This is a genomic window from Caryophanon latum (assembly GCF_001700325.1).
GTDB classification, from domain to species: domain Bacteria; phylum Bacillota; class Bacilli; order Bacillales_A; family Planococcaceae; genus Caryophanon; species Caryophanon latum.
This window is the reverse complement of the sequence record NZ_MATO01000012.1, coordinates 54,853-79,230: the sequence shown is the minus strand read 5'-3', so window position 1 is coordinate 79,230 and position 24,378 is coordinate 54,853. Positions and strand designations below refer to the sequence as shown.

The following is a 24,378-nucleotide window of genomic DNA, read 5'->3' as shown; positions in this document are numbered from 1 at the left end:
TCCCCCCTCTTATGATGAGTAGTCACGTTTACGTGGTGGAATTAACGAAACGTCTACTTCACGATAAGTAATGATTGGTTCACCAGTAGCTGGATCGAATTTCGCCATTGTAGTCTTTAAGAATCGCTCATCGTCACGCTCTGGGAATTCTGGTTTGTAGTGTGCACCACGAGATTCATTACGTAATAAAGCACCTTTTGTCATAACTTTTGCAAGGTATAACATGTTCTTTAATTGACGTGTGAAGTGAGCACCTTGGTTAGACCATTTTTGAGTATCATTAATGTTGATTTTTTCCCAACGTTGCTGTAACTCAGTTAATTTTTCGTATGTTTTTTCAAGGCGGTCGTTGAAGCGTACTACTGTCATGTTGTCAGTCATCCACTCACCAAGCTCCTTGTGTAATAAGTAAGCATTCTCAGTGCCGTCCATCTTAAGAATAGCTTCCCATTTAGCAGTCTCTTCTTTAACGCGCGCGTCGTAGATTGATTGTGGTAAATCTTCAGCGTGCTTTTTAAGACCTTTAATGTATTTTACTGCGTTTGGACCTGCAACAGATCCACCGAAGATTGCAGATAATAATGAGTTAGCACCTAAACGGTTTGCACCGTGTTGAGAGTAATCACATTCACCAGCTGCGAATAAACCAGGGATTTCTGTCATTTGATCGTAGTCTACGAATAAACCACCCATTGAGTAGTGTACCGCAGGGAAGATTTTCATTGGTAATTTACGTGGGTCGTCTCCAACGAACTTCTCGTAAATTTCAATGATACCACCAAGTTTAATATCTAATTCGTGTGGGTCTTTATGCGATAAGTCTAGGTATACCATGTTTTCACCGTTAATACCTAATTTTTCGTTAACACATACGTCAAAGATTTCACGAGTTGCGATATCACGTGGTACTAAGTTACCGTAAGCTGGGTAGCGCTCTTCTAAGAAGTACCAAGGCTTACCGTCTTTGTATGTCCATACACGTCCACCTTCACCACGAGCAGATTCTGACATTAGACGGTTTTTGTCGTCGCCAGGGATCGCTGTAGGGTGAATTTGAATGAACTCACCGTTCGCATAAGATGCACCTTGTTGGTACACGATAGATGCTGCTGAACCAGTGTTAATGATTGAGTTTGTTGTTTTACCAAAGATAATACCAGGACCACCAGTACACATAATGACAGCATCCGCACGGAATGAACGAATCTCTTCTGTACGCATGTCTTGTGCTACGATACCACGGCAAATGCCCTCATCGTCTTTAATAATACCTAGGAATTCCCAGTGCTCATATTTTGTAACTAAACCAGCTACTTCGTGTGAACGAACTTGCTCGTCTAGTGCGTATAAAAGTTGTTGACCCGTTGTTGCACCAGAGAATGCTGTACGGTGCATTAACGTACCGCCGAAACGACGGAAGTCAATTAAACCTTCTGGCGTACGGTTGAACATTACACCCATACGGTCGAATAAGTGGATGATACCAGGTGCGGCATCACACATTGCTTTAATTGGTGGTTGGTCTGCTAAGAAGTCCCCACCGTAAACTGTATCGTCAAAGTGAATCCAAGGAGAATCCCCTTCACCTTTTGTATTTACTGCTCCATTAATTCCGCCCTGTGCACATACAGAGTGTGAACGTTTTACCGGAACTAATGAGAATAATTCAACTTCAGTGCCCAATTCAGCTGCTTTAACTGTTGACATTAAGCCGGCTAAGCCGCCACCGACAACAATTACTTTGCTTTTTGCCATGTTAATTCTCACTCCTCAAAGATATTGCATTACTGTGTTACGTTATTAAACGAACGCTAAAATTGCCATTACACCAACAACACTAATTACTACGAAGAATGCCATTGAAATGTAAGTAACGATTTTTTGTGATTTTGGAGATTGAGTAATACCCCAGCTCACTAAGAATGACCATAAACCGTTTGATAAGTGGAATGTTGCAGATAAAATACCTACGATGTAGAATGCTAACATCGCTGGGTTTGCTACGATATCCGCCATCATATCAAAGTTTACTTCATCACCTAAAGCTTTTTGGATACGTGTTTGCCAGATGTGCCAAGCAACGAATACAACTAGGAAAATACCTGTCATACGTTGAATGCGGAACATCCAGTTACGGAACGTACCGAAGCGCTTCGTATTATGCGTCGCAGTGAAAGCAATATATACTCCGTAGAACGCATGGAACATTAATGGGATGTAGATGATTACCCATTCCATTACTAATAACAACCAGTGCGGAATTAATTCCATCATGCCAGTTGCATTGTTGTAAGCTTCTGAACCACCTGTAGCAGTAAAGTTCAGAGATAAGTGGAACACCAAGAACAGACCTACTGGAATTACACCAAGTAAAGAATGTAGTCGGCGCCATAAAAACTCACGATTTTTCGACAAGACTGTTACCCCCCTTAGTACTTAAAACAGCTAGCTATAATTGTTCATAGATTCTCCTAATTGAAAACGTTCTCAATTATTGACTACCCGTTTCATCATGGTACAATATTATGACATGTTTATTGTACTCTCAACGTGTAGGTGCGTCAAGGTTGCTTTTAGAATTACTACAATGTGAATACAGCACTTAAAACCTACTTCATGATCAATTTTTACTACATTGAGAGTTTTTTTCTTTTTAAACTGATTTTTATAAGAATTTTCAATACAAAAAATGACGGGAGAAGAAGCAAACAATGCAAACAGAACAGACGAAAACCGTTTCAAGTTTCGGCTATGACATTTTACGTGAAGACGTATTACGCGCCATTCTTGGAAAACACGAAGAAGATATTTTATATTGGGCGGGCAAAGACTTAGCACGCAAGTACGTATTAGAGGATGAGTTTGCCCTCGCTGATTTTTTCATTAAAGCAGGCTGGGGTTTATTAACGCTTGAGCGCGAGAAGAAAGACGAGCGCCTATACAAAATTTCAGGCAATGCCGAGCTGCTGAAAATTGGTACACGCTGCTTCCGATTAGAGGCGGGCTTCCTAGCTGAACAGTACGAGCAACTGTGCGGCTTCTTAACGGAATGCTACTGTGAAGTTGACGAAAAAGATCAAGTTGTACTGCTCACATTGCGCACAGACTTTAAAGAACCTGTCGAGAAAAAACAGCTATAAACAAACAAAAGGAAGATGACGCCTAGTCCACGTCATCTTCCTTTTTTTATGCTCGTAACGTTGTTAAATTAAACTCCTCATGTAGCGCATTCGCCGCACGCACCATATCGTCTTGTGGCACGATCACCGACACTTTAATTTCAGATGTTGATACCATCTTCACTTCAATTTCTTCTTTGCGCAGACGGTCAAAAATACGCGCCGCTACTCCTGGGTTTAACATCATGCCAGAGCCCGCTACTGAAATTTTCGCTAATCCGACTTCGAAGTCCGCAAACGTAAAACCAAGTGATGCTTTACTATGCTCAAGCACTTCTAAGCATTCCGCAAACTGCTCCTTCGCAATCGAGAATGACACGGTCGGATCCATGCCACTTAGTACAGACTGCACAATTAAATCAACATTAATTTGATGCTCCGCCAATACGGTAAAAATTGTCGCCAGTGACGTATATGAGCTCTCCTCATATCCAACTGTTAAACGAATGACGTCTGATTCATAGGCAATGCCTTGTACTAATAATGCTTGTTCCACGTTTTTTTCCTCCTTCAGTAGCGTACCTGTTGAGCCCTCCTGTAATGAGCGCACAATAATCGGCATTTTATATAATTTAGCAAGCTCGACCGCACGCGGATGAATAATGCGCGCACCGAGTTGGGCAAGCTCAAGCATCGCATCATACGATAACTCATCTAGCTTTTTCGCATGTGGCACAATAAGTGGATCCGCTGAATATACACCGTCCACTTGCGAATACAATTCGACACGTGCCGCTTCCAATGCGACAGCGAGCGCCACAGCTACTGTTTCCGTTCCACCATCACCGAGCGTCGTAATATCCCCGTGCTCATCAATTCCTTGATACCCTGCAACAACGACTACTTTGCCTTCCTGTAAATATCGTTCAACTTTTTGTGGTGCTACGTTCGCGATACGTGCTACGCGGTGTGTCGCATCCGTTTGAATGCCCGCTTGCCACCCTGTTAATTGAATCGCATCGATGCCTGCGTGCTGTAACGCAATCGACATGAGTGCGCTCGAAATCGATGTAGCAGACGCATCAATGACGTCGAGCTCTCGCTTTGCTGGTGTATTTGTAATGCTCGTCGCAATGTTTACGACGTCATTGCGCATTGATTTAATTGATGATGGCACGATTACTAAACGATGCCCTTGCTGTTTCATTTGCTGAATATGTTCCACAACTTGTTTTAATTCGCTCGGTGTCGTTAACGTCGAACCACCAAACTTCATAACGATTGTTGTCATAATACCACTTCCTTTCTGTCTATTGTCAGAAAAGACTATCTAAAAAAAGAGACAGCAAATTCCTTTGCTGTCTCTTTGTACATGACGACTGTAAAATCGTGCATGTGAGATAGCTCTCCAGAAAATACTTCTGACAGTCATGCATCTCTTAAATGCACAACCAGCAACACGTATGAACAAACTACGCATCACTTCGGCAAATGTTCCTTTCGAGTAAGCTACGAGCGAGGTTGTTCACCTCTTGCCATACTGTACTGTTAACCTTTGCACCTCTATCATCACTGTATATAGTAGATGTACTCAAACTATAGCACACTTACGACTTCGCTTCAATGTCACGCGCAAAATATTGCACAATTTGCTCCGCCACTTTCGCCGGCACGTCCGCTTCCATTAATTCAAGCTCCGTCGCCGCCTTAATTTTCTTCACCGAGCCGAACACTTTCAGTAGCTGCTGCTTTCGCTTCGGTCCGACACCTGGAATATCATCAAGCACTGAATGTATCGCGCCCTTTTGATGCGTTTGACGTAAAAACGTAATCGCAAAGCGGTGCACTTCATCTTGCACGCGCTGCAATAAATAAAAGCCGTCGCTCGTCCGCTTCATCGGCACAACTTCAGCCGGATCACCGAACAGTAGCTGCGCCGTTTTATGCTTGTCATCTTTCGCTAAGCCCGCAATCGGAATCGACAAACCGAGCTCATGCTCTAACACATCGCGCGCCACTGCCATTTGCCCTTTACCGCCATCAATAATAATTAAATCAGGCAATGGCAAATTGTCACGCAGCACGCGGCGATAGCGACGACGAATAACTTCTGCCATCGCGCCGTAATCGTCATGTGCCGCCACGTGCTGATGCTTATATTTTCGATACAGCTTCCGCGCTGGCTTGCCGTCAATAAACGTCACCATCGCTGAAACGCCGTCCGCTCCGTGCATATGTGAGTTATCGAACGCTTCAATGCGCAGCGGTGTCGCAATGCCGAGCGCCTGCCCAATTTCTTCACACGCCCCGAACGTCCGCTCCTCCTGCCGCTCGATTAATTGAAACTTCTCGCGCACCGCCACGTCGGCATTTTTCGTCGCCATGTCAACGAGCTCCTTTTTATGACCACGCTTTGGCTGTAACACCTTCACATCGAGCAGCTGCTGTAAAATTGCCGCATCGACAATTGCTGGCACGAGCACTTCTTTTGGTTTTAAATGCTCTGGCTTTTCATAAAAACGCCCGATAAATGTAAGCAGCTCCTCCTCTACATCTTGATGCAGCGGAAAAATCGATACGTCACGCTCAATGACTTTTCCTTGACGCACGAAAAACACTTGCACGCACATCCAGCCTTTTTCGACCGCGTAGCCAAATACGTCGCGATTTGTCACATCACCGGACGTAATTTTTTGCTTTTCCATAATCGTATCGATGTGCGCAATTTGGTCACGCAGCTCCTTCGCTCGCTCAAACTCAAGCTTCTCAGCCGCCGCAAACATTTTCGCCGACAGTTCCGCTTTAATGTCCTCATGCCCACCGTTTAAAAATTTTGTCATTTTGCCAATGAGCTCATCGTACTGTGCCTTTTCAACTGTTTGCACACACGGAGCGAGACATTGTCCAATATGATAATATAAGCACACTTGCGCAGGCATCGTCGTACATTTGCGCAGCGGAAACATGCGGTCGAGCAGCTTTTTCGTTTCCGCTGCCGCATAACCGTTCGGGTACGGACCGAAATATTTCGCCTGATCTTTTTTCACTTTGCGCACGACGAGTAGACGCGGATGCTTCTCGTTCGTAATTTTTAAATACGGATACGTTTTATCGTCCGTTAGCAGCACGTTATACTTCGGGTCGTGCAGTTTAATTAAATTAAGCTCTAATATGAGTGCCTCTAAGTTCGAACCTGTTACGATATATTCAAAGTCGACAATTTCGCTCACGAGGCGCTGCGTTTTCCCTTCATGCGACCCAGTAAAATACGAGCGCACGCGGTTTTTCAGCACTTTCGCTTTGCCGACATAAATGATTGTGCCTTTTTCGTCCTTCATTAAATAACAACCTGGCTCCTCTGGTAAAATAGCCAGCTTTGCCTTTAACAAATCATTCATGCTGTCACCTCATGTGTTCAGTTTCCTCCATTATACGTGATTGCCGTTTTGAAAAACATTAATTGATACGAACACGAAAAAAGGGTATGCGCAACGTCATAACGACGTACACATACCCTTTTTTCACTTACAATATAATAGAAGAAACTCAAAAAAATGTAGAAAAGACGACGAGCATCTTTTCTACAAAAATCATTTATTTGTTGTTTTCGATGAATTCGATTAATGCTTCTTTCGGTTGGAAGCCAGCTGTTTTTGCTTTTAACTCACCATCAACGAATAATAATAATGATGGAATTGACATAATGCCGTATTCACCAGCAGTTGCTTGGTTATTATCTACGTCCACTTTTACGATTTTTACGTCGTTGCCAATTTCTGCGTCTAACTCTTCTAATACTGGCGCAATCATTTTACAAGGTCCGCACCAAGCAGCCCAAAAGTCTACTAATACTGTACCTTGTGAAATTTCTTGTGCGAAGTTTTGATCTGTACCGTTTACGATTGCCATAATGAAATAGCCTCCTTATATGTGTATAACAACTATGCATGTAGTATAGCATGCATAAATTAACAGTGGCGAACAATATGCTCGTTACCACTTTATGTAACGTTTAAAAGTTTATCACGGTTTGTCGTTTATGAATAGTAGGTTGCTCACGAAATTCAATGATTGCCTGTTTTCGTTAAATAAATATTTGCATGTTCTTTCATGTCGGCGGACGCTTTTCGCGGGCACGGCCTCAACTAATTTTTGTCGGACAAGCCGCCAAAAATGGATTTTCGGCTCGGTGCTCCTGCGATTACTCGTCGCAAAAGAACTTTTGCTGTTCCCGCAGAAGTCGCCGCCTCTATTTCAGAACATGTCCGAATTAAATATAGTATTCTATATAGACGGTGAATGTATTTTAGCGTTTTGTTCGTCGGCTCTCCACATCGAGGCAGGCTTTCCGCGGGCGTGGCTCGAGCCTGTAGTCTCTCGCTCACGCTTTTCCCGCAGGAGTCCGCCTCTTGTTTCGAGCCTCGTTCACATTCTAAATTTCAATCACCTTGTATATAGGTCTGTTGATTATCAACTTTCATTTAGCTAAACCAGTTGTTTTCAGCTGCCAAACCGAAATCAAATCTGCATTATGGTAGCAGGGAGCGCCACGTCCATGTGGCACTACCTTCATGACGAACGTCGTGTTCGCCTCCATGCCCCAGGAACGTGAGCCGCAACACGCTCCCTGCCCACTCATTAAAAATCTACAAACAAAAACCCCATTCGAAACGGCTGCTTCGAACGGGGCAATGTATTATGCGTTCACTTTTAACGCTTTGAACTCTTCGATTAATAAAGGTACAACTTCGAATAAGTCGCCTACAATACCGTAGTCCGCTACGTTGAAAATGTTTGCTTCTGGGTCTTTGTTAATTGCAACGATTACTTTCGAGTTCGACATACCAGCTAAATGTTGGATTGCGCCCGAAATACCTGCTGCGATGTATAGATCAGGTGTAACGACTTTACCCGTTTGACCGATTTGTAATGAGTAGTCACAATATTCTGCGTCACATGCGCCACGTGAAGCACCTACTGCACCGCCTAAAAGGTCAGCTAACTCTTTTAATGGTGCGAAACCTTCTTCTGACTTCACCCCACGACCACCAGAGACAACAACTTTCGCTTCTGATAAGTCTACGCCGTCTGTTGATTTACGCACAACTTCTTTAATGATTGAACGTAAATTTTGAACGTCTACTGATACGCTTGATACATCACCAGAACGACCTGCTTCTTTTGCTAACGGATCGATGTTGTTCGGACGGATTGATACGAATACTGTACCTTCTGCGATTTTCACTTTTTCAAATGCTTTACCAGAGTAGATTGGACGAACGAATACTGCGTCAGCACCTTCTCCTTCAATCGCTGTTACATCTGACACTAAACCGATTTGTAAACGGCTTGCTACTTTTGGTGATAAATCTTTACCAACTGCTGTATGACCGAATACAATTGCACTTGGTGATTCTTGCTCTACTACTGCTAATACAGCTTGAGAATAACCATCAGATGTGTAATGCGCTAAGTTCGGGTGTTCCACTGTGATTACGCGGTCTGCACCGTATGCGATTAACTCGCTTGCTAAATCAGCTACTTTGTCCCCTACTAATAGACCGATTACTTCATCCCCTAATTTTTTACCTGCTGCAATTGCTTCGAATGATACGTTACGTAAAGCCCCTTCACGAGCTTCTCCTAGCACTAACACTTTTGACATGCAAATTTACCCCTTTCGTACTTACGTTTAAATGGATTCAATGAAATGTTGACCGCCATGCAAGACGGATGACAGGCTTAAATTACTTTTGCTTCTGAGTGTAATAAGTTTACAAGCTCTTTTACTTGGTCTTTTAAGTCACCTTGTAATACGCGGCCTGCTTCTTTTTGTGGTGGTAAGTAGATTTCAACTGTTTCTACTTTCACTTCCACATCATCTTCATCGATGTCTAAATCATCTAGCTCAAGCTCTTCTAAAGGCTTTTTCTTCGCCTTCATAATGCCCGGTAAAGATGGGTAACGTGGCTCGTTTAAACCTTGTTGAGCTGTTACTAATAATGGTAAAGACGTCGTTAATGTTTCTGAATCCCCTTCAACGTCACGTACGATTGTTACGTCTGAGCCGTTAATTTCTAGGTTTGTAATTGTTGTTACGTAGTTGATGCCTAATAAATCCGCAACACGTGGACCAACTTGACCTGAGCCGCCGTCGATCGCTACGTTACCTGCTAAAATTAAATCTGCATCTTTATCTTTAAGGTACTGTGCAATAATGTGAGCAGCACCGAATTGGTCTAAGTCATCTAAATCTTCAGAGTTAATTAGTACAGCTTGATCTGCACCCATTGCTAACGCAGTACGTAATTGTTTTTCTGCTTCCTCGTCACCGATTGTCACGACTGTTACAGTACCACCTTGTGCATCGCGCACTTGGATTGCTTCTTCAATTGCGTATTCATCGTACGGGTTGATGATGAATTCAGCACCGCCCTCGTCGATTTTCCCACCGTTTACAACGATTTTTTCCTCTGTGTCAAATGTACGTTTTACTAATACAAAAATGTTCATGCTTTTACAGACCCCCTGAAGCGATTTTATTTGCCGCTAAATTGCGGTTTTCTTTTTTCAATAAATGCTTGAATGCCTTCTTTTGCATCCTCTGATGTGAAAACGTGCCCGAAACTTTCAGCCTCTGCTTGTAAGCCTGCATCAAAAAGACTTGTTTTGCTGTACTGAAGCGCTTTAATCGCTGCAGCTAACGCAATCGGACTCTTCAATGCCATCTTTTTCGCAATGGCAATCGTTTGTGGCAATAGCTCCTCATCATCAAAGGCACGAGTTGCTAGTCCAAATTGAACCGCTTCTTCACCCGTGATTGGATCACTTGTAAACATCATTTCAGCTGCTTTTGCTGCACCGACGAAGCGTGGTAAGCGTTGCGTGCCACCAAACCCTGGAATTAAGCCTAAGTTTAATTCTGGTAAGCCTAGCTTTGCTGATTTTGTGACGTAACGAATATGACAGCCCATCGCAAGCTCTAAGCCGCCACCAAGTGCTGCACCGTGAATCGCTGCAATAATTGGTTTTTCAAATGACTCCATGCGATCGAAGACAATTTGCCCTTTACGAGCTAATTTAGTGAATTCCTCGCTCGATGAAACTTCTGTAAATTCTTTAATATCTGCCCCTGCTGAGAAAAAGCGACCTTCACCATGAAGTACAATGACACGAACGTCCTGCTCGTTTGCTAACACATCAAGCAGTTCATCCATTTCTTGAATGATGGCACGCGCAAGAGCATTCGCTGGCGGACGATTAATCGTCACGATTGCAACGCCGTCCTCTACTGACCAACGTAAAAATTCCATTTCTCCCACACCCTTTTTATGTAGCTTGTAAGCCTCGTAAAATTAAATCTTTTACTTTTGGCGTTAATGCAAGCAAATCATAACGCTGCTCGTTCATTACCCACGTCGTAATAATTTCATCAATCGTGCCAAACACCATGGAACGCGCTAAGCGAACGTCCATTACCGGATTAAATTCCCCTGATACCATTCCCTCGATTAAAATTTCATCGAGCAACATTAAATAGCCTTTTAAAATGGCATTAATTTTCTGGCGCAGTGCTTTGTTTGATTGACGCAATTCGATTTGTGTAACGACCGCAAAATGCGCATTATTTGCGAGCACATTAAAATGGTTTTCGATCATGCGACTAAGCTTGGCCGTTGAACTACTCTCCGTTTTAATAATATATTGTAGCGATTCCGTAATGACGGACATTTTGTCGCTAAATACCGAAATTAAAATATCCTCTTTGTTTTTAAAGTATAAATAAATCGTACCATCAGCTACCCCTGCTTGCTTCGCGATTTTCGAAACTTGCGCCTGATGATAGCCATTTTCTGCAATGACGACGATGGCTGCGTCGATAATTTGCCTATACTTCGGTTTGTCATTTTTCAAACCTGCTCACCACCACTACAATCTAAAACATGAATGAACGCTCTAAAATGAATGACCATTCATTCATGCTCTAATGATATTATTCCGTCACAGTTATGTCAACTATTTCTACAAAACTATTTTAGTTCGCTTGAAGTTGCTGCTTTTCCTTTTCTTCTTCAATGAGCTGACGTCGTAAAATTTTGCCGACTGCTGTTTTTGGCAGCTCTGTACGGAACTCGTATGTGCGTGGTACTTTATATGCCGCCAAGTTCTCACGGCTATATTTATTCAATTCGTCATCGGTTGCGATATATCCTTCTTTTAACACAACATATGCTTTTACTGTTTCTCCGCGATATGGATCTGGTATGCCAACGACGACACATTCTTGAATCGCTGGATGCTCATATAGCACTTCCTCCACTTCACGCGGGTACACGTTAAAGCCACCTGCAATAATCATATCCTTCTTGCGATCGACGACGTAGAAGAAGCCATCTTCATCCATGTAACCTAAATCGCCGGTTAAAAACCATCCATCTTTAAACGACATTTCCGTTTCCTCCGGGCGGTTCCAGTAGCCTTTCATTACTTGTGGTCCTTTTACGACAATTTCACCAATTTCTCCTGGTGGCAGTGGTTCTGTGCTACCCGGTGCAAAAATAGCTGAGTCAGTGTTCGGCCACGGTAAACCAACTGAGCCGTTAATGCGCTCTCCCCAAATTAAGTTTGCATGCGTGACTGGTGATGTTTCTGTTAAACCGTATCCTTCAACGAGCTTGCCGCCAGTTAACTCCTCAAAGCGCTCCTGTACTTCGATCGGCAATGCAGCCGAGCCACTTAAACACGCTTTAATCGATGATAAATTGTACTTTTTAATGAGCGGGTGTGAAATTAAACCGATATACATCGTCGGTGCTCCGGGGAACAACGTTGGCTCCTGGCGATCAATCGTCTTCAGTGCTGTGTCGAGGTCGAACTTCGGTAGTAAAATCATTTTGCCGCCTATTTTTACCGCTAAAATTAATACAGTCGTCATGCCGTATACGTGGAAAAATGGCAAAATGCCGAGTATGCTTTCCTTGCCGTATTCTGATTTGTACATCCAAGCCGAGCACATTTCCGTATTCGCAATTAAGTTGCGATGTGTCAGCATTACGCCTTTTGGATACCCTGTCGTTCCACCTGTATATTGCAGCAGCGCTAAATCCTCGGTTGCAACGTCGATGTTTGGCGGTGTCGCACTTGCCGTTTTCATAATTTCGGTAAATAAATGATTCGTCCCGCGATGCTCGACGTTCACTGCAAAGCCGTACTGTTTCTTTTGCATAATCGGGTACACTAAATTTTTCGGGAATGGTAAGTAATCTTTAATCGCTGTGACGATGACATGCTCAATGTCTGTTTGTGCGAGCACTTTCGTAATGCGCGGATATAAAATGTCCATTCCTAAAATGATTTTCACACCGGCATCTTTCATTTGATAAGACAATTCACGCTCTGTATATAGCGGATTCGTTTGCACGACGACGCCACCTGCATATAGCGTTCCGTAATAAGCGATAACCGCCTGTGGGCAATTCGGCAACATGATCGCAACACGGTCTCCTTTTTCAAGTCCGAGCGCAAGCAAATAATTCGCAAATTTTTGGGCGGACGTATAAATTTCGGTGTACGTTAGCTCCTTCCCCATAAAATGCACGGCGATGTTGTTTGGCACATTCTTATATGCCTCCGTTAAATAATGCTGTAGTGGTGCGTCTGGAATCGTCACTTCTGCTGGAATTTCTGCTGGGTACCATTTCAACCAAGGTTTTGCTGTCATACTTTTGCCATCCCCTCTCGTATCCACATTTGTATTACTTATTATTAATTATAATAAAAAAACTTGTAATTTCCAACATAAAACAGAAATATAATGAAATTAAGAGAATATTTTAGTTTTTTCTATGTGCATAATGGTCGCTTCATGTCGCTGTTACGCATAAAAAAAGGCTGTGCAACAAGCCGACATGCGACGTGTAGCACAGCCTTACATTTTTAAACTGATGCTGTAACGATATAATAAATGCCGACTAAAAAAAATAGGGCGGCCACGATGGATAACACAATTGCTAAGCGCTTCATGTCATCACCTCACGATCCGATGCTTACGCCGATAACGAACGATAAGCCAAGTGAAATTGTAAACGAAATGAAGCCGACCGAGCGATTGTCGTTTGCAATTTCCTCATCGACGTTAAAGCGCGGTGTGAAAAATTCGAATAAAAAGTACGCAAAAATAAGGAGCACAAAGCCGAACAAGCCCCAGCCAAGCATTTCAAGCAGCGTGGAGTGCTGGGCAATTGAGTAGCGGAAAATGTTACAAATGCCTAATATTTTACCGCCCGTTGCGAGTGCGACCGCCACGTTACCTCTTTTAATTTCTTCCCAATTTTTATACTTCGTGACAACTTCAAAAAGCGCCATTGATAATACTAAACATAATATAACGACGCTAAAATACCCTGCTGTTTCAACCATTGGGTGTGTCCAAAACCGTTCCATACGCGCCTCCCCTTTTCATTTTTTAAGCTCTTCACCATAACTTATCGTTGCTTTCCGCGGGCTCAGAGGCGAACACGATATTCGTCATGAACGTGATGACTCGTGTAGCGGCGTTTATCGCCTTCCTCAAGCCTCCTCACCGCTCCTACGTCGTCTTGAGTCACGAAGCTGTTGCCGCTCGGGTCCGCCTCTTGCTTCAAGCAACCTTTATGCGTCAGCCCTAGCTTACGGTAATGAACCATTTTTTACATTATTTCAGCTCGACAACTGTTACGCCATAGCCACCTTCACCTGCTTCACCAAATCGGAATCCTTTGACGCGGCTATGTCCTTTTAAATACGTTTGAATGCCTTGACGGAGCGCACCTGTTCCTTTTCCGTGAATAATTGATACGCGGTGATAATTTGCAAGCAGCGCATCGTCAATGTATTTTTCCGTGCGTAAAATAGCGTCCTCATAGCGCTCACCGCGTAAGTCAAGTTCCATTTTTACATGCGCTGTGCGATTTTTAACGTTCGTCATGGCGCGCACCGGCTGCTCTTTTTCTGGCTTGACATATTGCAGATCGCTGCGCTCAAGCTTCATTTTTAAAATGCCGATTTGCACGACGTATTCATCGTCTGATTTTTTCTCTAAAATCATCCCTTTTTGTCCGTAGCTCAACACGCGTACTTCATCGCCAACTTGTAAATTTTCTTGACGCTCCTGCACTTGTGCTTGTTTTTTCAGCACGCGATTTTCTTTCGGACCGACGCCTTCTAAACGCTTTTTCGCATCGATAAGTTCATGTTCTTTCACCGATTTTGCGGCATTTTTGCTCATTTCTCGCAGCTCGGCAATAATTTTTTCCGATTCTGCCTTTGCCTCGTCTACGATGCGACGCGCTTTTTCTTTCGCTTTCTTTTCAAGCGCTTCTTTACGATCTTCGTATGCCTGCACCTTTTGCTCTAGCGCTGCACGTAACGTTGCCGCTTCCTCAAGAAGTGCATGCGCCTCGTCCGCTTCACGCTCTGAGCGACGACGGCTTTCTTCAAGCGACGCAATCATCGACTCAACCTCATGACGATCCGTGCCAGTAAAGCTTTTCGCACGGTCGATAATCGACTTTGGCAACCCTAAGCGATTTGAAATTTCAAAGGCATTTGAGCGACCTGGTACACCGATTAGCAGTCGATACGTCGGGCTTAATGTCTCAACGTCAAACTCGACAGAAGCATTCACGACGTTTGGACGGTTGTAGCCGTACGCTTTTAACTCTGGGTAGTGCGTCGTCGCCATGACACGTGCGCCGCGGTCGACTACTTCATCTAAAATTGAAATCGCAAGTGCCGCCCCTTCTTGTGGGTCCGTTCCTGCGCCGAGCTCGTCAAATAACACAAGTGAGTTTTCATCAAACTTCGATAAAATGTCGACGATGTTCACCATATGAGAGGAGAATGTCGATAAGCTTTGCTCGATCGACTGCTCATCGCCAATGTCAGCAAATAGTTGGTCAAACACCGCAAGCTCTGAGCCGTCTAACGCTGGCACTGGAATACCTGCTTGTGCCATTAACGTACAAAGCCCGACCGTTTTGAGCGTCACTGTTTTACCACCTGTGTTCGGCCCAGTAATAACAATTGCTGTGTAGTCTTTGCCGAATTCAATCGTGTTCGCAACGGCTGTTTCGCGATCAAGTAGTGGGTGACGAGCACGCACGAGTCGAATGTAGCCATCTTTGTTCATTTTCGGCATCGTACATTTATTCGCCTGTCCATATTTCCCTTTTGCTAAAATGACGTCAATGTCACCTAAAATTTGCACCATGACGAATAGGTCGTGGGCAATGTCACTTACCATGCCTGATAGCACTGTTAAAATGCGTTCGATTTCCGCTTTTTCTTTTAGCTTCAAGCGGTTTACTTCATTGTTTGCTTGCACGACTGCATCTGGCTCGATAAATAGCGTTTGCCCTGATGACGATTGGTCGTGCACGATGCCGCCGTAATGGTGACGGTATTCTTGCTTTACGGGGATTACGTAGCGGTCGTTACGAATTGTGACGATCGCATCCGATAACATTTTTGCTGCATTGGCGCCGCGCACTAAGTTTTCAAGCTTCGATTTTACTTTCGCTTCCTCTGCACGGAGCGACTGGCGAATTTGACGTAGCTGTTGGCTTGCCGCGTCCATTACTTGCGCATTGTCGTCGATGCATGAGTTAATTTCGTGCTGAATGCCGGTTAAAACAGGAAGTGCTTCTTTACGCTCGATGAAATGTGGAATGTTAAGTTCTGCCTCTTCCTCGATGCCTTCGATAAACTCGCGGAAAATGCGGCTTGCACGAATCGTACTTGCAATTTCCATTAGCTCCATCGCCGACAGCATCCCACCAATTTGTGCGCGTCTTGCATGTGGTCGAACGTCGAAAATGCCGCCCATCGGTACGTTTGCCTTTACGCGTAAAATTGATAACCCTTCGTCCATTTCCTCAAGTAATTCAACGACGCGGTCATATTCTGTTTCTGGTACAAGCTCTTCAATGGCGTTTTTGCCGATTGATGATGTACAAAAGTTCGCGACTTGTGCACGAACTTTGTTATATTCTAGTGTTTTCAATGCGCGCTGTGCGATCATGAAAACGCCTCCCTTATGAATGTTATTGTTTCATGTATATTATTGGCTGTTCGCGCTTTGCGGCTCGCGTTCCTGGGGCGTGGCGTGAGCCTGTAGTCTCACGCTCACGCTATTCCCCAAGGAGTCTCGCCGCACGCTTACTGCCATTAATATGCAGCATTTATTTCCAGATGGTTGCTAAAAACAACCGATTTCACTGTATATAAATGGCTAATCAACAGACCTGATATTTTATATTGCTCTTAACAGTTCTTTCATTTCGGCGGACACTTTTCGCGGGCGCCGCCTCCATTGCAGAACATGCATGGATATATGACCAACACCTATTTTGAAATAAATTCATCATTCAGTTATGTTGACACGCCATTTTTATACATTACAATCTGTCTCAAGTAACCACAGAGACAAAGCTAGCCGCAAACGACGCACTGCCAATTGAATGGCGTATCAACACAATTAATGCAGTAAGTTATTACTTATTCCTACGAATATACGCCTCAAATTGCTCCTTTGTCCACGTGTTAACGATTAACTCCTTCTTCACCCACGCTTTTTGGCTGTAGCGTACGCCTAAGTCCATAAAACGCAGCTGGTCGATGGCGTGTGCGTCGGTGTTGATTGCAATTTTCACGCCAAGCTCCATCGCGTATTGTAAATGCTCAACAGCTAAATCTAAGCGGTACGGATTAGCGTTTAACTCTAAAATTTTGTCGTACGCCTTTGCCCATTCGATTAACGTTTTGACGTCTGGGTCGTAACCTGGTCGTTCACCGACGATGCGCCCTGTCGGATGAGCAATCATATGAACGTATGGATTCGTCATTGCCGCTTCGAGTCGTGCCATAATTTGCTCCTGTGGCTGCGAGAAGCTTGAGTGAATCGATGCGATAACAAAATCAAGCTCCTTTAATACGTCGTCGCTAAAATCGAGTGAGCCGTCTGGTAAAATGTCCATTTCTGTCCCGGCATATAAACGAAACTGCCCATTCGCTTCGTTAAACGCATCAATTTCGACGCGTTGCTTTTGCAGACGTGCTGGCGTTAAGCCGTTTGCGACTTTCAAATATTGCGAGTGGTCGGTAATGACGCTATAGGAGTAGCCTTGCGCAATTAACGCCTCGCCCATTTCAGCGACCGAATGCGCCCCGTCTGACCACGTCGTATGCATGTGTAAATCTGCTTGAATATCGGCGCGTGATGCTAGCTGCGAAAGCTCTTCAAGTCGCTCTAGCTCATTGCCTGATTCGCGCACAGTCGGCGGAATGAACGGCAAGTTGAAATGCGCAAAAAACGCTTCCTCGCTATCGAACGTTACGACGCTGCCATCTTCTTGCTCGACACCGTACTCGCTAATTTTTTGATTCATTGATTTTGCTAACTGGCGCATGCGCACGTTATGATCCTTTGAGCCGGTGAAATGATGCAATGCCGAAGCGTACGCATCTAACGTTACTAAGCGGAAGTCCACGCTCACTGGCTCCTCTTTATCTAACACGACCGAAATTTTCGTATCCCCTGCTGCGACAATTTCAAGTACCGGCAGTGATGCTAACAGTTGCTCACGTACAGCTTGTGGTGCGCTCGTTGCGACGATGAAGTCGATGTCCTTGCTCGTTTCCTTCACGCGGCGAAATGATCCAGCTACCGATGCGCTCTCCACTTCCACAATCGATTGCAGCAACGTTTCAATTTCGAGGACGACCGGCTCCAACTGCCAAATCGGTAGACGCTCTGCACGAGTGCCAAAATTTGCGAGCTCCTTTAAAATTTTCTCCTCTGTTTTTGCCCCAAAGCCTGCAAGCTGCTGGACTTTCCCTTCCTCACACGCTGCTTGCAATGCTTCTGCTGAATCGATGCCGAGCTCGTTATATAGTTTTGCAAGCTTTTTGCCACCGAGGCCTGGCAGCTTCATGAGCGGGATTAAGCCTTTTGGGGTTTGCTCCTCTAGTTCAACTAAAACGCTTGAGACACCTGTTTCAACAAGCTCCGTAATAACTGCTGCTGTTCCTTTACCGATGCCTTTTAGCTTTGTGACGTCATCCATTTCTGCTAATGAGCGTTCGTCTCCTTCAAGTGCCGCAGCTGCTTTACGAAACGCGGACACTTTAAATGGATTTTCACCACGCAGCTCTAAATATAGCGCGATTTTTTCGAGTGTACGAATAATCGTTTTTTTGTTCATGTTTTTTCCTCCTCGCTTCATGAAAAAAGGAGTTCATCCAAGCACGTTGGACAACTCCTTTTGACAGCTTGTGCCGTATTAAATGTATAAGTACCACATATTTTCAAAAATCATCGAAAAAATTGGCGAATGATTGACGATAAAGCTCACAAACAATGAGCCATCTAATCGGTCAATCATACTTTGTAATGGTAACATAGCGAGTACATTGAGCACCATATATAACACGATATAAACTTCGATCATAGCTAGCAGTGCGCCAATAATACGATTCCAATTTTTAAAAAGCGGCAAGTAGGCATATTTATTAAATGCCGAGGCGATCACTTGTATGACAACTTTTGCGACGATGAAAATAAGGACGTACGCAAATATACGATAAAATGTGCGATCAATGTCCATGCCCTCTGTTGGAATAATAAGCGCCATGCCTCCTGATACACCTGGGTACGGAATGAGCATTTCAAAGCTTTTTGCAAGTGGTCGATAAAACACACCTGCTACGATAAGTGCTGCTATCACGCCTACTAAGTGAATACTTTGAACAAGTAAGCCCCGACGCATGCCGACGATAGCACTCGCAATTAACGTAATCAATATGAATAAATCAATCATAATCTCAGCCTTTCAGTTTTTTCAGTTGTTGTTCCAATTGTTCGACGTGCTTTTGAAGCTCCACATATTCGTTCACTGCATTAACAGCTGTGAGCACCGCTAAACGCGTCGTATCTAAATACGCATTATGATTGCTAATTTCCTTCATCTTCTCATCTACAAGTGCTGCCACTAGACGAATATGCTCTGGTGATTCTTTCCCCACAATGACATACGACGTACCGCGAATCATAACTTCAATACGGTTTCTTACTGGATTACTCATTGCCATGCCCCCTCTTTTGCATGCCAAGTTGAACAGTCGTCAAAATGGCGTCTAACGTTTACAATTAGTGAAATATACTTCAGAAAAATCTACTGTTTATGATACCATGAATACCGCTACGTTGTGAATTGCAAACGAAGGTAGTCACCAAAAAAAGGACAATGAACATGTTAACGATTATGTTACAGCTTCCCAAAACGGAGCAATAGCGTATGCACTATACTGCGACAAGCACGAGGCGTCATCTTCGCTATGAAGCTGCCGAATGCTGTCGTTACGAGCTATCGTACACGTAAAGTCATGTTCCGAGCAAGCAGCTAAAAAATAGTAAATCGCATTACCATATAGACGATGATTGAAGTTTATCATGAGAACTATATACAAGGTGATTGAAATGTAAAATGCGAACGAGGCTCGAAACAAGAGGAGGACTCCAGCGGGAATAGCTCGTGCCTCAAGACCCCGCATCGTAGCGAGGAAGCTTAAGCCGAAGCGTGCCTCGATGTGAAGAGCCAACTAACAAAACTCGAAAACATTCACCGTCTATACAGTAAGTAAACCGCAAAAGAAAAAAGCATCCAATATAGACGACGTATTGCCGCCGAGCTTTGCGAACTTATCGGTAGCCGGCTTTTATAAAACAAGTACGGGCAATTATTTCGGTTCGATTGCCGTTGCTGCTATGTACGTGCCAAACGATAAATTTAAGCGGCGGCGCAAATGAGATGTACGCGACTCGAAGGAGCTAACCGATGCGTGCATGCAAAAAATTGTGCCTCATTTAATGCAGGCGCTCGATTATAGGTTGCTCGTACTGCGACAAAGGACTGCTCACAAAAGAAAATGAAAGCGATGTTAGCACGTTAAAATCTTACAATAATGTTGTTATTCGTGCCGTTCCTTCGTACAATGAAACTAGCAAGTATTATTTTTAGAAGGGAGCCTGTACATGCAAGCACTTTTGAAAAATACTTTTATCGTCATGTTTATTATTGTTGGAGCAGTTGTCGGCTTAGTCGTTGGAATCTTTTGGACCGATTTAATTCCTGCTAGCCTTGCGCTCGGTGCGTTTTTCGGGGGCATACTTGGCATTATGGCAGATTCGTTCACCGGTCGCGACCATGCGAACTGGAAAAAGACATAACAAAAGGCTGTGCGACGCGTCTCCACGCGTGTGCACAGCCTTTAAACGTTATAGTTGGAACTTGCCTACTTCTTTTTGTAACGTCGTCGCAACGTGTGACAGCGCCTCTGAGCTTAAATGTAGCTCCTCAACCGTCGTATGTTGCTCCTCTGTAGTTGCTGCGACTTGCTCTGTTGCCGCCGCTGTATTTTCAATAATGTGCGTAATTGTTTTAAGCGCAACTTGTACATTTTCAGAGCTTGTATGTACATGTTCAAACGCTGATTTCATTTGGTGGACGTTATCCTCTGTTTCAGCTACACGCGTTACAATCTTCTCTAACGCCTCGCCACCTTTATTAATAATTTGCACTTGCTCTTCTACTGCGAGTAAGTTACTTTCCATCGTGCGCACCGTTACGGACGTTTCTGCTTGAATGTCGTTAATAAGCTCTGTAATTTGCCCTGACGCATCACGAGACTGTTCAGCTAGCTTGCGAACTTCTGACGCTACGACCGCAAAGCCTTTTCCTTGGTCGCCTGCACGAGCCGCTTCAATCGCTGCGTTTAATGCAAGTAAATTCGTTTGGTCTGCAATGCCTGTAATAACCGTAATGATGCCACCGATTTCTTCTGAGCGTTTGCCGAGCTTTTGAATCGAGTCTGTCGCATACGAAACGGTTTGTGTTACTGTACTTAAATGGCGAATCGCTTCGCTAATTGCAGCCTCCCCTTGTCTTGCGATGTCTGTTGATGCTGTCGCGTTCACAAGTGCTTGCTCTGCAATTTTTAAGCAAGACTCTACTTCTTCAATCGTATGGTTTACTTCATTTAATAATACGTCGATTTGGTCAGATTGATCGGTCGTACCTTCTGCTAAATCGTTCATCGAAATCGCAATTTGGCTTGATGCATCGCTCGTCTGTGCAGAAGATTCTGATAATGTTACCGATGATGTTGCTACTTGGTCAGCACTTTCAGATACGAGCTGAATCGTTTCTTTTAGCTGAAGCTGTACTTTTTTAAACGAATTCGCCAACTCTGCCATTTCGTCTTTACCTTCAATTTCTAAAATACGCCCGTTTAAATTTAAATTCGCTAAGTCGTTCGCATTTTGCGCTAGTTTTTTCAGCGGACGTGATAAGCCGTACTCTACATATGTGCTAATCGCAACAATCGCTAAAAATGCAAGTAATATATTAATCCCAATTTCAATCCATAATCCTTCATTTAAAATATTTAAGTAAGGCGCAACGGGAACAGCTGTTGACCAAATGCCAATGACGTTATCGTTTTTGTCTAAAATTGGCTCATACACCGCAATCGCTTCTTCACCGACTACTGTTGCTGTACCGATGTAACGCGTTTTTTCATCGATAACAACTTTTGCTACTTCTTCTGAAACTTCGGTATTTAGTGCACGTTCACCATCACCGATAATGTTTGTACTAATACGTGTGCGATCTTGGAAAATCGACGCTAAGTTACCATTCGTTAATTCACGAATATTATCAACAATCGCTGTGTCCCCAACGACGTTTAATTCGCCTTTATGCAACTCACCATCGATTATTTGCCAATCCCCTGGGAACTGCGCATTAATATACGCATCACCAAGCTTTAAATCTGAATACATTTTATTTTCAACGCTTTCAATCAAATTATTTTTTGATTCATTGTAGTTATACACTGCAATGACCGCCATCATCATAATAATAACGTTAAATAAAATGAAATTCATTTTCGTACGAATCATTGTTGCATTTTTAAACAATTTATTCATTTATTTTCCCCCCGCTTACTAACGTCTCTATTAATATTCACTGAGCGAAATTTCTGATTGCCAACCATCAATCATAATTTGTGCACCTTCTGCCTCACTTTTAACAAGCGGGAAAATTTTATCACATTGCGAAATAGCAAATAAATTGCGCACAAACTCATCGACGACAATGATGGCGATTTGCTGACCGCGCATCGACACCTTTTTCGCAAAGTTCACAATCATACCGAATCCTGTGCTATCGACATTCGTTACCTTTTGCATATCGATAATATAATTGCGCTCATGCTGGAATGCCGTTTCCTGCAAAATGCGCTTAATGTCTTCAATTTTACCGTATTCCAAATGACCGCTAAACTCTATCACCGTATATTGCGTCTTCGCATGCACTGCAACACTTGCTTCTACATAATTCATTTTTCTTTTCCTCCTATACGACTATTTTTTTTGTTACGCCGACTAAAAATTGATGCGGCGCGATGTATTCAAACCATAATTGATCAACCATATGCTGCACGAAAAATAAGCCGCGCCCCCGGTCAAACGATTCACCCATCGCATCCATTTCATACGTTAATACTTCTTGCCATTCTTGCTCTGGAATACCATCTGCAAAATCGATGACGCACATACGAATCGTACCATGTATATTTTCAATTTTCACCTGGATACTTTGACGCTCTGGGTCTTCTACTTTTTGCATCGCTTCCACTGCATTAATTACAAGCTCATGTAATACAAAGCATAGCTCTCGCTCATAAGGTAAGCTATGAATCGCAATATAATCTTTCATCATTTCATCGATTAAACGAATACCCTGCTGTGTTGGGGGAATTTCAACAATGATTCTCATCGAACGCTCTGCTACGAAAAACATTAACAACGTATACATTGTGTGATGTCAAATAGTATGCTGAACGACGTAATGCGCCACAGCATTCCTTTTAACATACCCGTTTTTATAGCAGATTTCACCTCACTTTCCTTTTATGTGATGTAGCTAATCAACGTACGTCACGTTGAAACCGTTATGAAGACGAGCGAAATGTCATCTAACTGCTGCATATTAGCAAGCTGCTGATTTTCGACGAAGTTGCGTAAATCTGCTACGTTGCTTTGAGCAATGTATGGCAAAAATTGCTTCGGTTCTACACTCTCATCTTCTTGCTGCAAACCGTCCGTATACAGTACAATGCGCGCATAATCGTGTAATGGCAGCTCTGTTTTTTGAATTTTCAACGTTGGCAATAAGCCGAGTATTGGCGCGTTTGCCTTTAATTCAATGCATGCGCCATGCTCATTGAATATATAACCTGTTGGATGCCCTGCGTTAACGTATTGCAGCGTATTCGCCTCCGTATCGACGAGCAAGTAAATGGCCGTCACTAAGTAGCTATCCATATACTCATCTTTGTACAGCTCATTAATATGACGGTTTAGCTCCTGTACGACTAAATTTGGATCGGCAAGGCGCGTCATCATCCCACGCAATAACGAACGAATCGACATCGTTACAAGTGAAGACGCCACGCCATGACCCATTACATCGTATAAAATAATCGCTGTTTGATGCTCTGATACTTCAAACCAGCAATACATATCGCCACCTAGCACATGCGACGTAACGTAAAAGCCGTCCACTTGAATATTCTTTTTGTAAAGCGATGGCGTCAACGCACTTTTTTGCACATTTTTAGCTGTCTGTAAATCTTTTTCTAAAAATCGCGTTTGCTGCTGAAGCGCTTTCATGCTTAATGAATATTGCATCGCTGTTTGTATTTTCGCTGTTATGTATAATGTGTTATATGGCATGATAAAGAAATCAAATACAAATGGAATGATTCGCTCCACCGCATTCGTCATGTCGACTGTAAAATATAAAATCGGTATATGTCGCTGAAACAGCTGCTCGCAATGCATTAATGTTTTGCTTGTCGGATGTGGCTCGTGCCAAATAATAAGCTGCGCCTTCACATACTTTTGTGATAGCACCTCTTCCACTTGTAGGCATTGCATAACATCTCCATGTAATAACGATGTCATCATCGCGACAAATTGTTCATCGTTACTAATAACTAAATATGCCATTCTCCTCCCCCTTTCTCCATTGCCTAGCTCATTTATCTCATTATGTTATACTTTAAATACCCTAAAAAACACATACTCCTTATTTCTATATAAGGCAATATTCCCTGTATCATCCAACGAGAAAACGATTCTTCCTTAATTTAA

General features: G+C 43.4%; 21 protein-coding genes and 1 riboswitch. Of the genes, 2 read left to right on the top strand and 19 right to left on the bottom strand.

Translation table 11 applies throughout. The features are described 5' to 3' along the window. Nucleotides 1-9: 9 nt before the first annotated feature. Together sdhA and A6K76_RS03135 are read right to left on the bottom strand one after the other, a co-directional pair. Complete coding sequence (sdhA, locus tag A6K76_RS03140) at nucleotides 10-1,755, bottom strand: succinate dehydrogenase flavoprotein subunit (RefSeq protein ID WP_066462005.1); 1,746 nt, start codon at nucleotides 1,753-1,755, stop codon at nucleotides 10-12. Between the two features lie 45 nt (nucleotides 1,756-1,800). Then, complete coding sequence (locus tag A6K76_RS03135; RefSeq protein WP_066462003.1) at nucleotides 1,801-2,415, bottom strand: succinate dehydrogenase cytochrome b558 subunit; 615 nt, start codon at nucleotides 2,413-2,415, stop codon at nucleotides 1,801-1,803. 296 nt (nucleotides 2,416-2,711) lie between these two features. On the opposite strand from A6K76_RS03135, the gene A6K76_RS03130 reads away from it, so the two are divergent. Beyond that, nucleotides 2,712-3,140 (top strand): DUF2507 domain-containing protein, encoded by a 429-nt coding sequence (locus A6K76_RS03130; protein WP_066462001.1) that lies wholly within the window; start codon nucleotides 2,712-2,714, stop codon nucleotides 3,138-3,140. A gap of 46 nt (nucleotides 3,141-3,186) precedes the next feature. On the opposite strand, the gene A6K76_RS03125 is transcribed toward A6K76_RS03130, so the two are convergent. The 13 genes from A6K76_RS03125 to zapA form a co-directional block, all read right to left on the bottom strand. Then, on the bottom strand, nucleotides 3,187-4,410 hold the full coding sequence (locus A6K76_RS03125) for an aspartate kinase (protein WP_066461999.1): 1,224 nt from the start codon (nucleotides 4,408-4,410) through the stop codon (nucleotides 3,187-3,189). Between the two features lie 102 nt (nucleotides 4,411-4,512). Further along, nucleotides 4,513-4,693, bottom strand: a riboswitch (Lysine riboswitch). A 33-nt stretch (nucleotides 4,694-4,726) separates the two neighbouring features. Continuing rightward, the gene (uvrC, locus tag A6K76_RS03120) at nucleotides 4,727-6,517 is read right to left on the bottom strand and encodes an excinuclease ABC subunit UvrC (RefSeq protein WP_066461997.1); all 1,791 of its coding nucleotides are present in this window, start codon (nucleotides 6,515-6,517) and stop codon (nucleotides 4,727-4,729) included. A 196-nt stretch (nucleotides 6,518-6,713) separates the two neighbouring features. Beyond that, nucleotides 6,714-7,028 (bottom strand): thioredoxin, encoded by a 315-nt coding sequence (trxA, locus tag A6K76_RS03115; RefSeq protein ID WP_066461995.1) that lies wholly within the window; start codon nucleotides 7,026-7,028, stop codon nucleotides 6,714-6,716. A gap of 787 nt (nucleotides 7,029-7,815) precedes the next feature. After that, nucleotides 7,816-8,784 carry an electron transfer flavoprotein subunit alpha/FixB family protein gene (locus A6K76_RS03110; RefSeq protein ID WP_066461993.1) on the bottom strand — a complete coding sequence of 323 codons (969 nt, stop codon included), beginning with the start codon at nucleotides 8,782-8,784 and terminating at the stop codon, nucleotides 7,816-7,818. A gap of 77 nt (nucleotides 8,785-8,861) precedes the next feature. After that, complete coding sequence (locus tag A6K76_RS03105) at nucleotides 8,862-9,632, bottom strand: electron transfer flavoprotein subunit beta/FixA family protein (RefSeq protein WP_066461990.1); 771 nt, start codon at nucleotides 9,630-9,632, stop codon at nucleotides 8,862-8,864. A gap of 26 nt (nucleotides 9,633-9,658) precedes the next feature. Next, nucleotides 9,659-10,432, bottom strand: coding sequence for an enoyl-CoA hydratase (locus A6K76_RS03100; protein WP_066461988.1), 774 nt, complete (start codon nucleotides 10,430-10,432; stop codon nucleotides 9,659-9,661). Nucleotides 10,433-10,448: 16 nt separating this feature from the next. Next, the gene (locus tag A6K76_RS03095) at nucleotides 10,449-11,033 is read right to left on the bottom strand and encodes a fatty acid metabolism transcriptional regulator FadR (protein ID WP_066461986.1); all 585 of its coding nucleotides are present in this window, start codon (nucleotides 11,031-11,033) and stop codon (nucleotides 10,449-10,451) included. A gap of 121 nt (nucleotides 11,034-11,154) precedes the next feature. Continuing rightward, nucleotides 11,155-12,840, bottom strand: coding sequence for a long-chain-fatty-acid--CoA ligase (locus A6K76_RS03090; protein ID WP_066461984.1), 1,686 nt, complete (start codon nucleotides 12,838-12,840; stop codon nucleotides 11,155-11,157). Between the two features lie 311 nt (nucleotides 12,841-13,151). Next, entirely contained in the window at nucleotides 13,152-13,562 is a 411-nt protein-coding gene (locus tag A6K76_RS03085) for a DUF350 domain-containing protein (RefSeq protein ID WP_066461982.1), read from the bottom strand. 250 nt (nucleotides 13,563-13,812) lie between these two features. Further along, entirely contained in the window at nucleotides 13,813-16,179 is a 2,367-nt protein-coding gene (locus tag A6K76_RS03080; protein WP_066461980.1) for an endonuclease MutS2, read from the bottom strand. A 472-nt stretch (nucleotides 16,180-16,651) separates the two neighbouring features. After that, entirely contained in the window at nucleotides 16,652-18,361 is a 1,710-nt protein-coding gene (gene polX, locus A6K76_RS03075) for a DNA polymerase/3'-5' exonuclease PolX (protein WP_066461978.1), read from the bottom strand. Between the two features lie 78 nt (nucleotides 18,362-18,439). Further along, nucleotides 18,440-18,976, bottom strand: a complete 537-nt coding sequence (locus A6K76_RS03070; protein WP_066461975.1) for a CvpA family protein — start codon at nucleotides 18,974-18,976, stop codon at nucleotides 18,440-18,442. Between the two features lie 4 nt (nucleotides 18,977-18,980). Beyond that, nucleotides 18,981-19,241 (bottom strand): cell division protein ZapA, encoded by a 261-nt coding sequence (gene zapA / locus A6K76_RS03065; RefSeq protein ID WP_066461973.1) that lies wholly within the window; start codon nucleotides 19,239-19,241, stop codon nucleotides 18,981-18,983. 949 nt (nucleotides 19,242-20,190) lie between these two features. Between zapA and A6K76_RS03060 the strand changes: the two genes are divergently transcribed. Continuing rightward, nucleotides 20,191-20,385 (top strand): hypothetical protein, encoded by a 195-nt coding sequence (locus A6K76_RS03060; protein ID WP_066461968.1) that lies wholly within the window; start codon nucleotides 20,191-20,193, stop codon nucleotides 20,383-20,385. Nucleotides 20,386-20,433: 48 nt separating this feature from the next. Here the strand turns inward: A6K76_RS03060 and A6K76_RS03055 are convergent, their stop codons facing one another. The 4 genes from A6K76_RS03055 to A6K76_RS03040 form a co-directional block, all read right to left on the bottom strand. Next, entirely contained in the window at nucleotides 20,434-22,146 is a 1,713-nt protein-coding gene (locus A6K76_RS03055) for a methyl-accepting chemotaxis protein (protein WP_245671948.1), read from the bottom strand. A gap of 30 nt (nucleotides 22,147-22,176) precedes the next feature. Next, nucleotides 22,177-22,563 carry an STAS domain-containing protein gene (locus A6K76_RS03050; protein WP_066461967.1) on the bottom strand — a complete coding sequence of 129 codons (387 nt, stop codon included), beginning with the start codon at nucleotides 22,561-22,563 and terminating at the stop codon, nucleotides 22,177-22,179. 13 nt (nucleotides 22,564-22,576) lie between these two features. Continuing rightward, the gene (locus tag A6K76_RS03045; protein WP_066462077.1) at nucleotides 22,577-22,999 is read right to left on the bottom strand and encodes an ATP-binding protein; all 423 of its coding nucleotides are present in this window, start codon (nucleotides 22,997-22,999) and stop codon (nucleotides 22,577-22,579) included. A gap of 161 nt (nucleotides 23,000-23,160) precedes the next feature. Continuing rightward, nucleotides 23,161-24,234, bottom strand: a complete 1,074-nt coding sequence (locus A6K76_RS03040) for a PP2C family protein-serine/threonine phosphatase (protein ID WP_066461961.1) — start codon at nucleotides 24,232-24,234, stop codon at nucleotides 23,161-23,163. Nucleotides 24,235-24,378 lie beyond the last annotated feature (144 nt).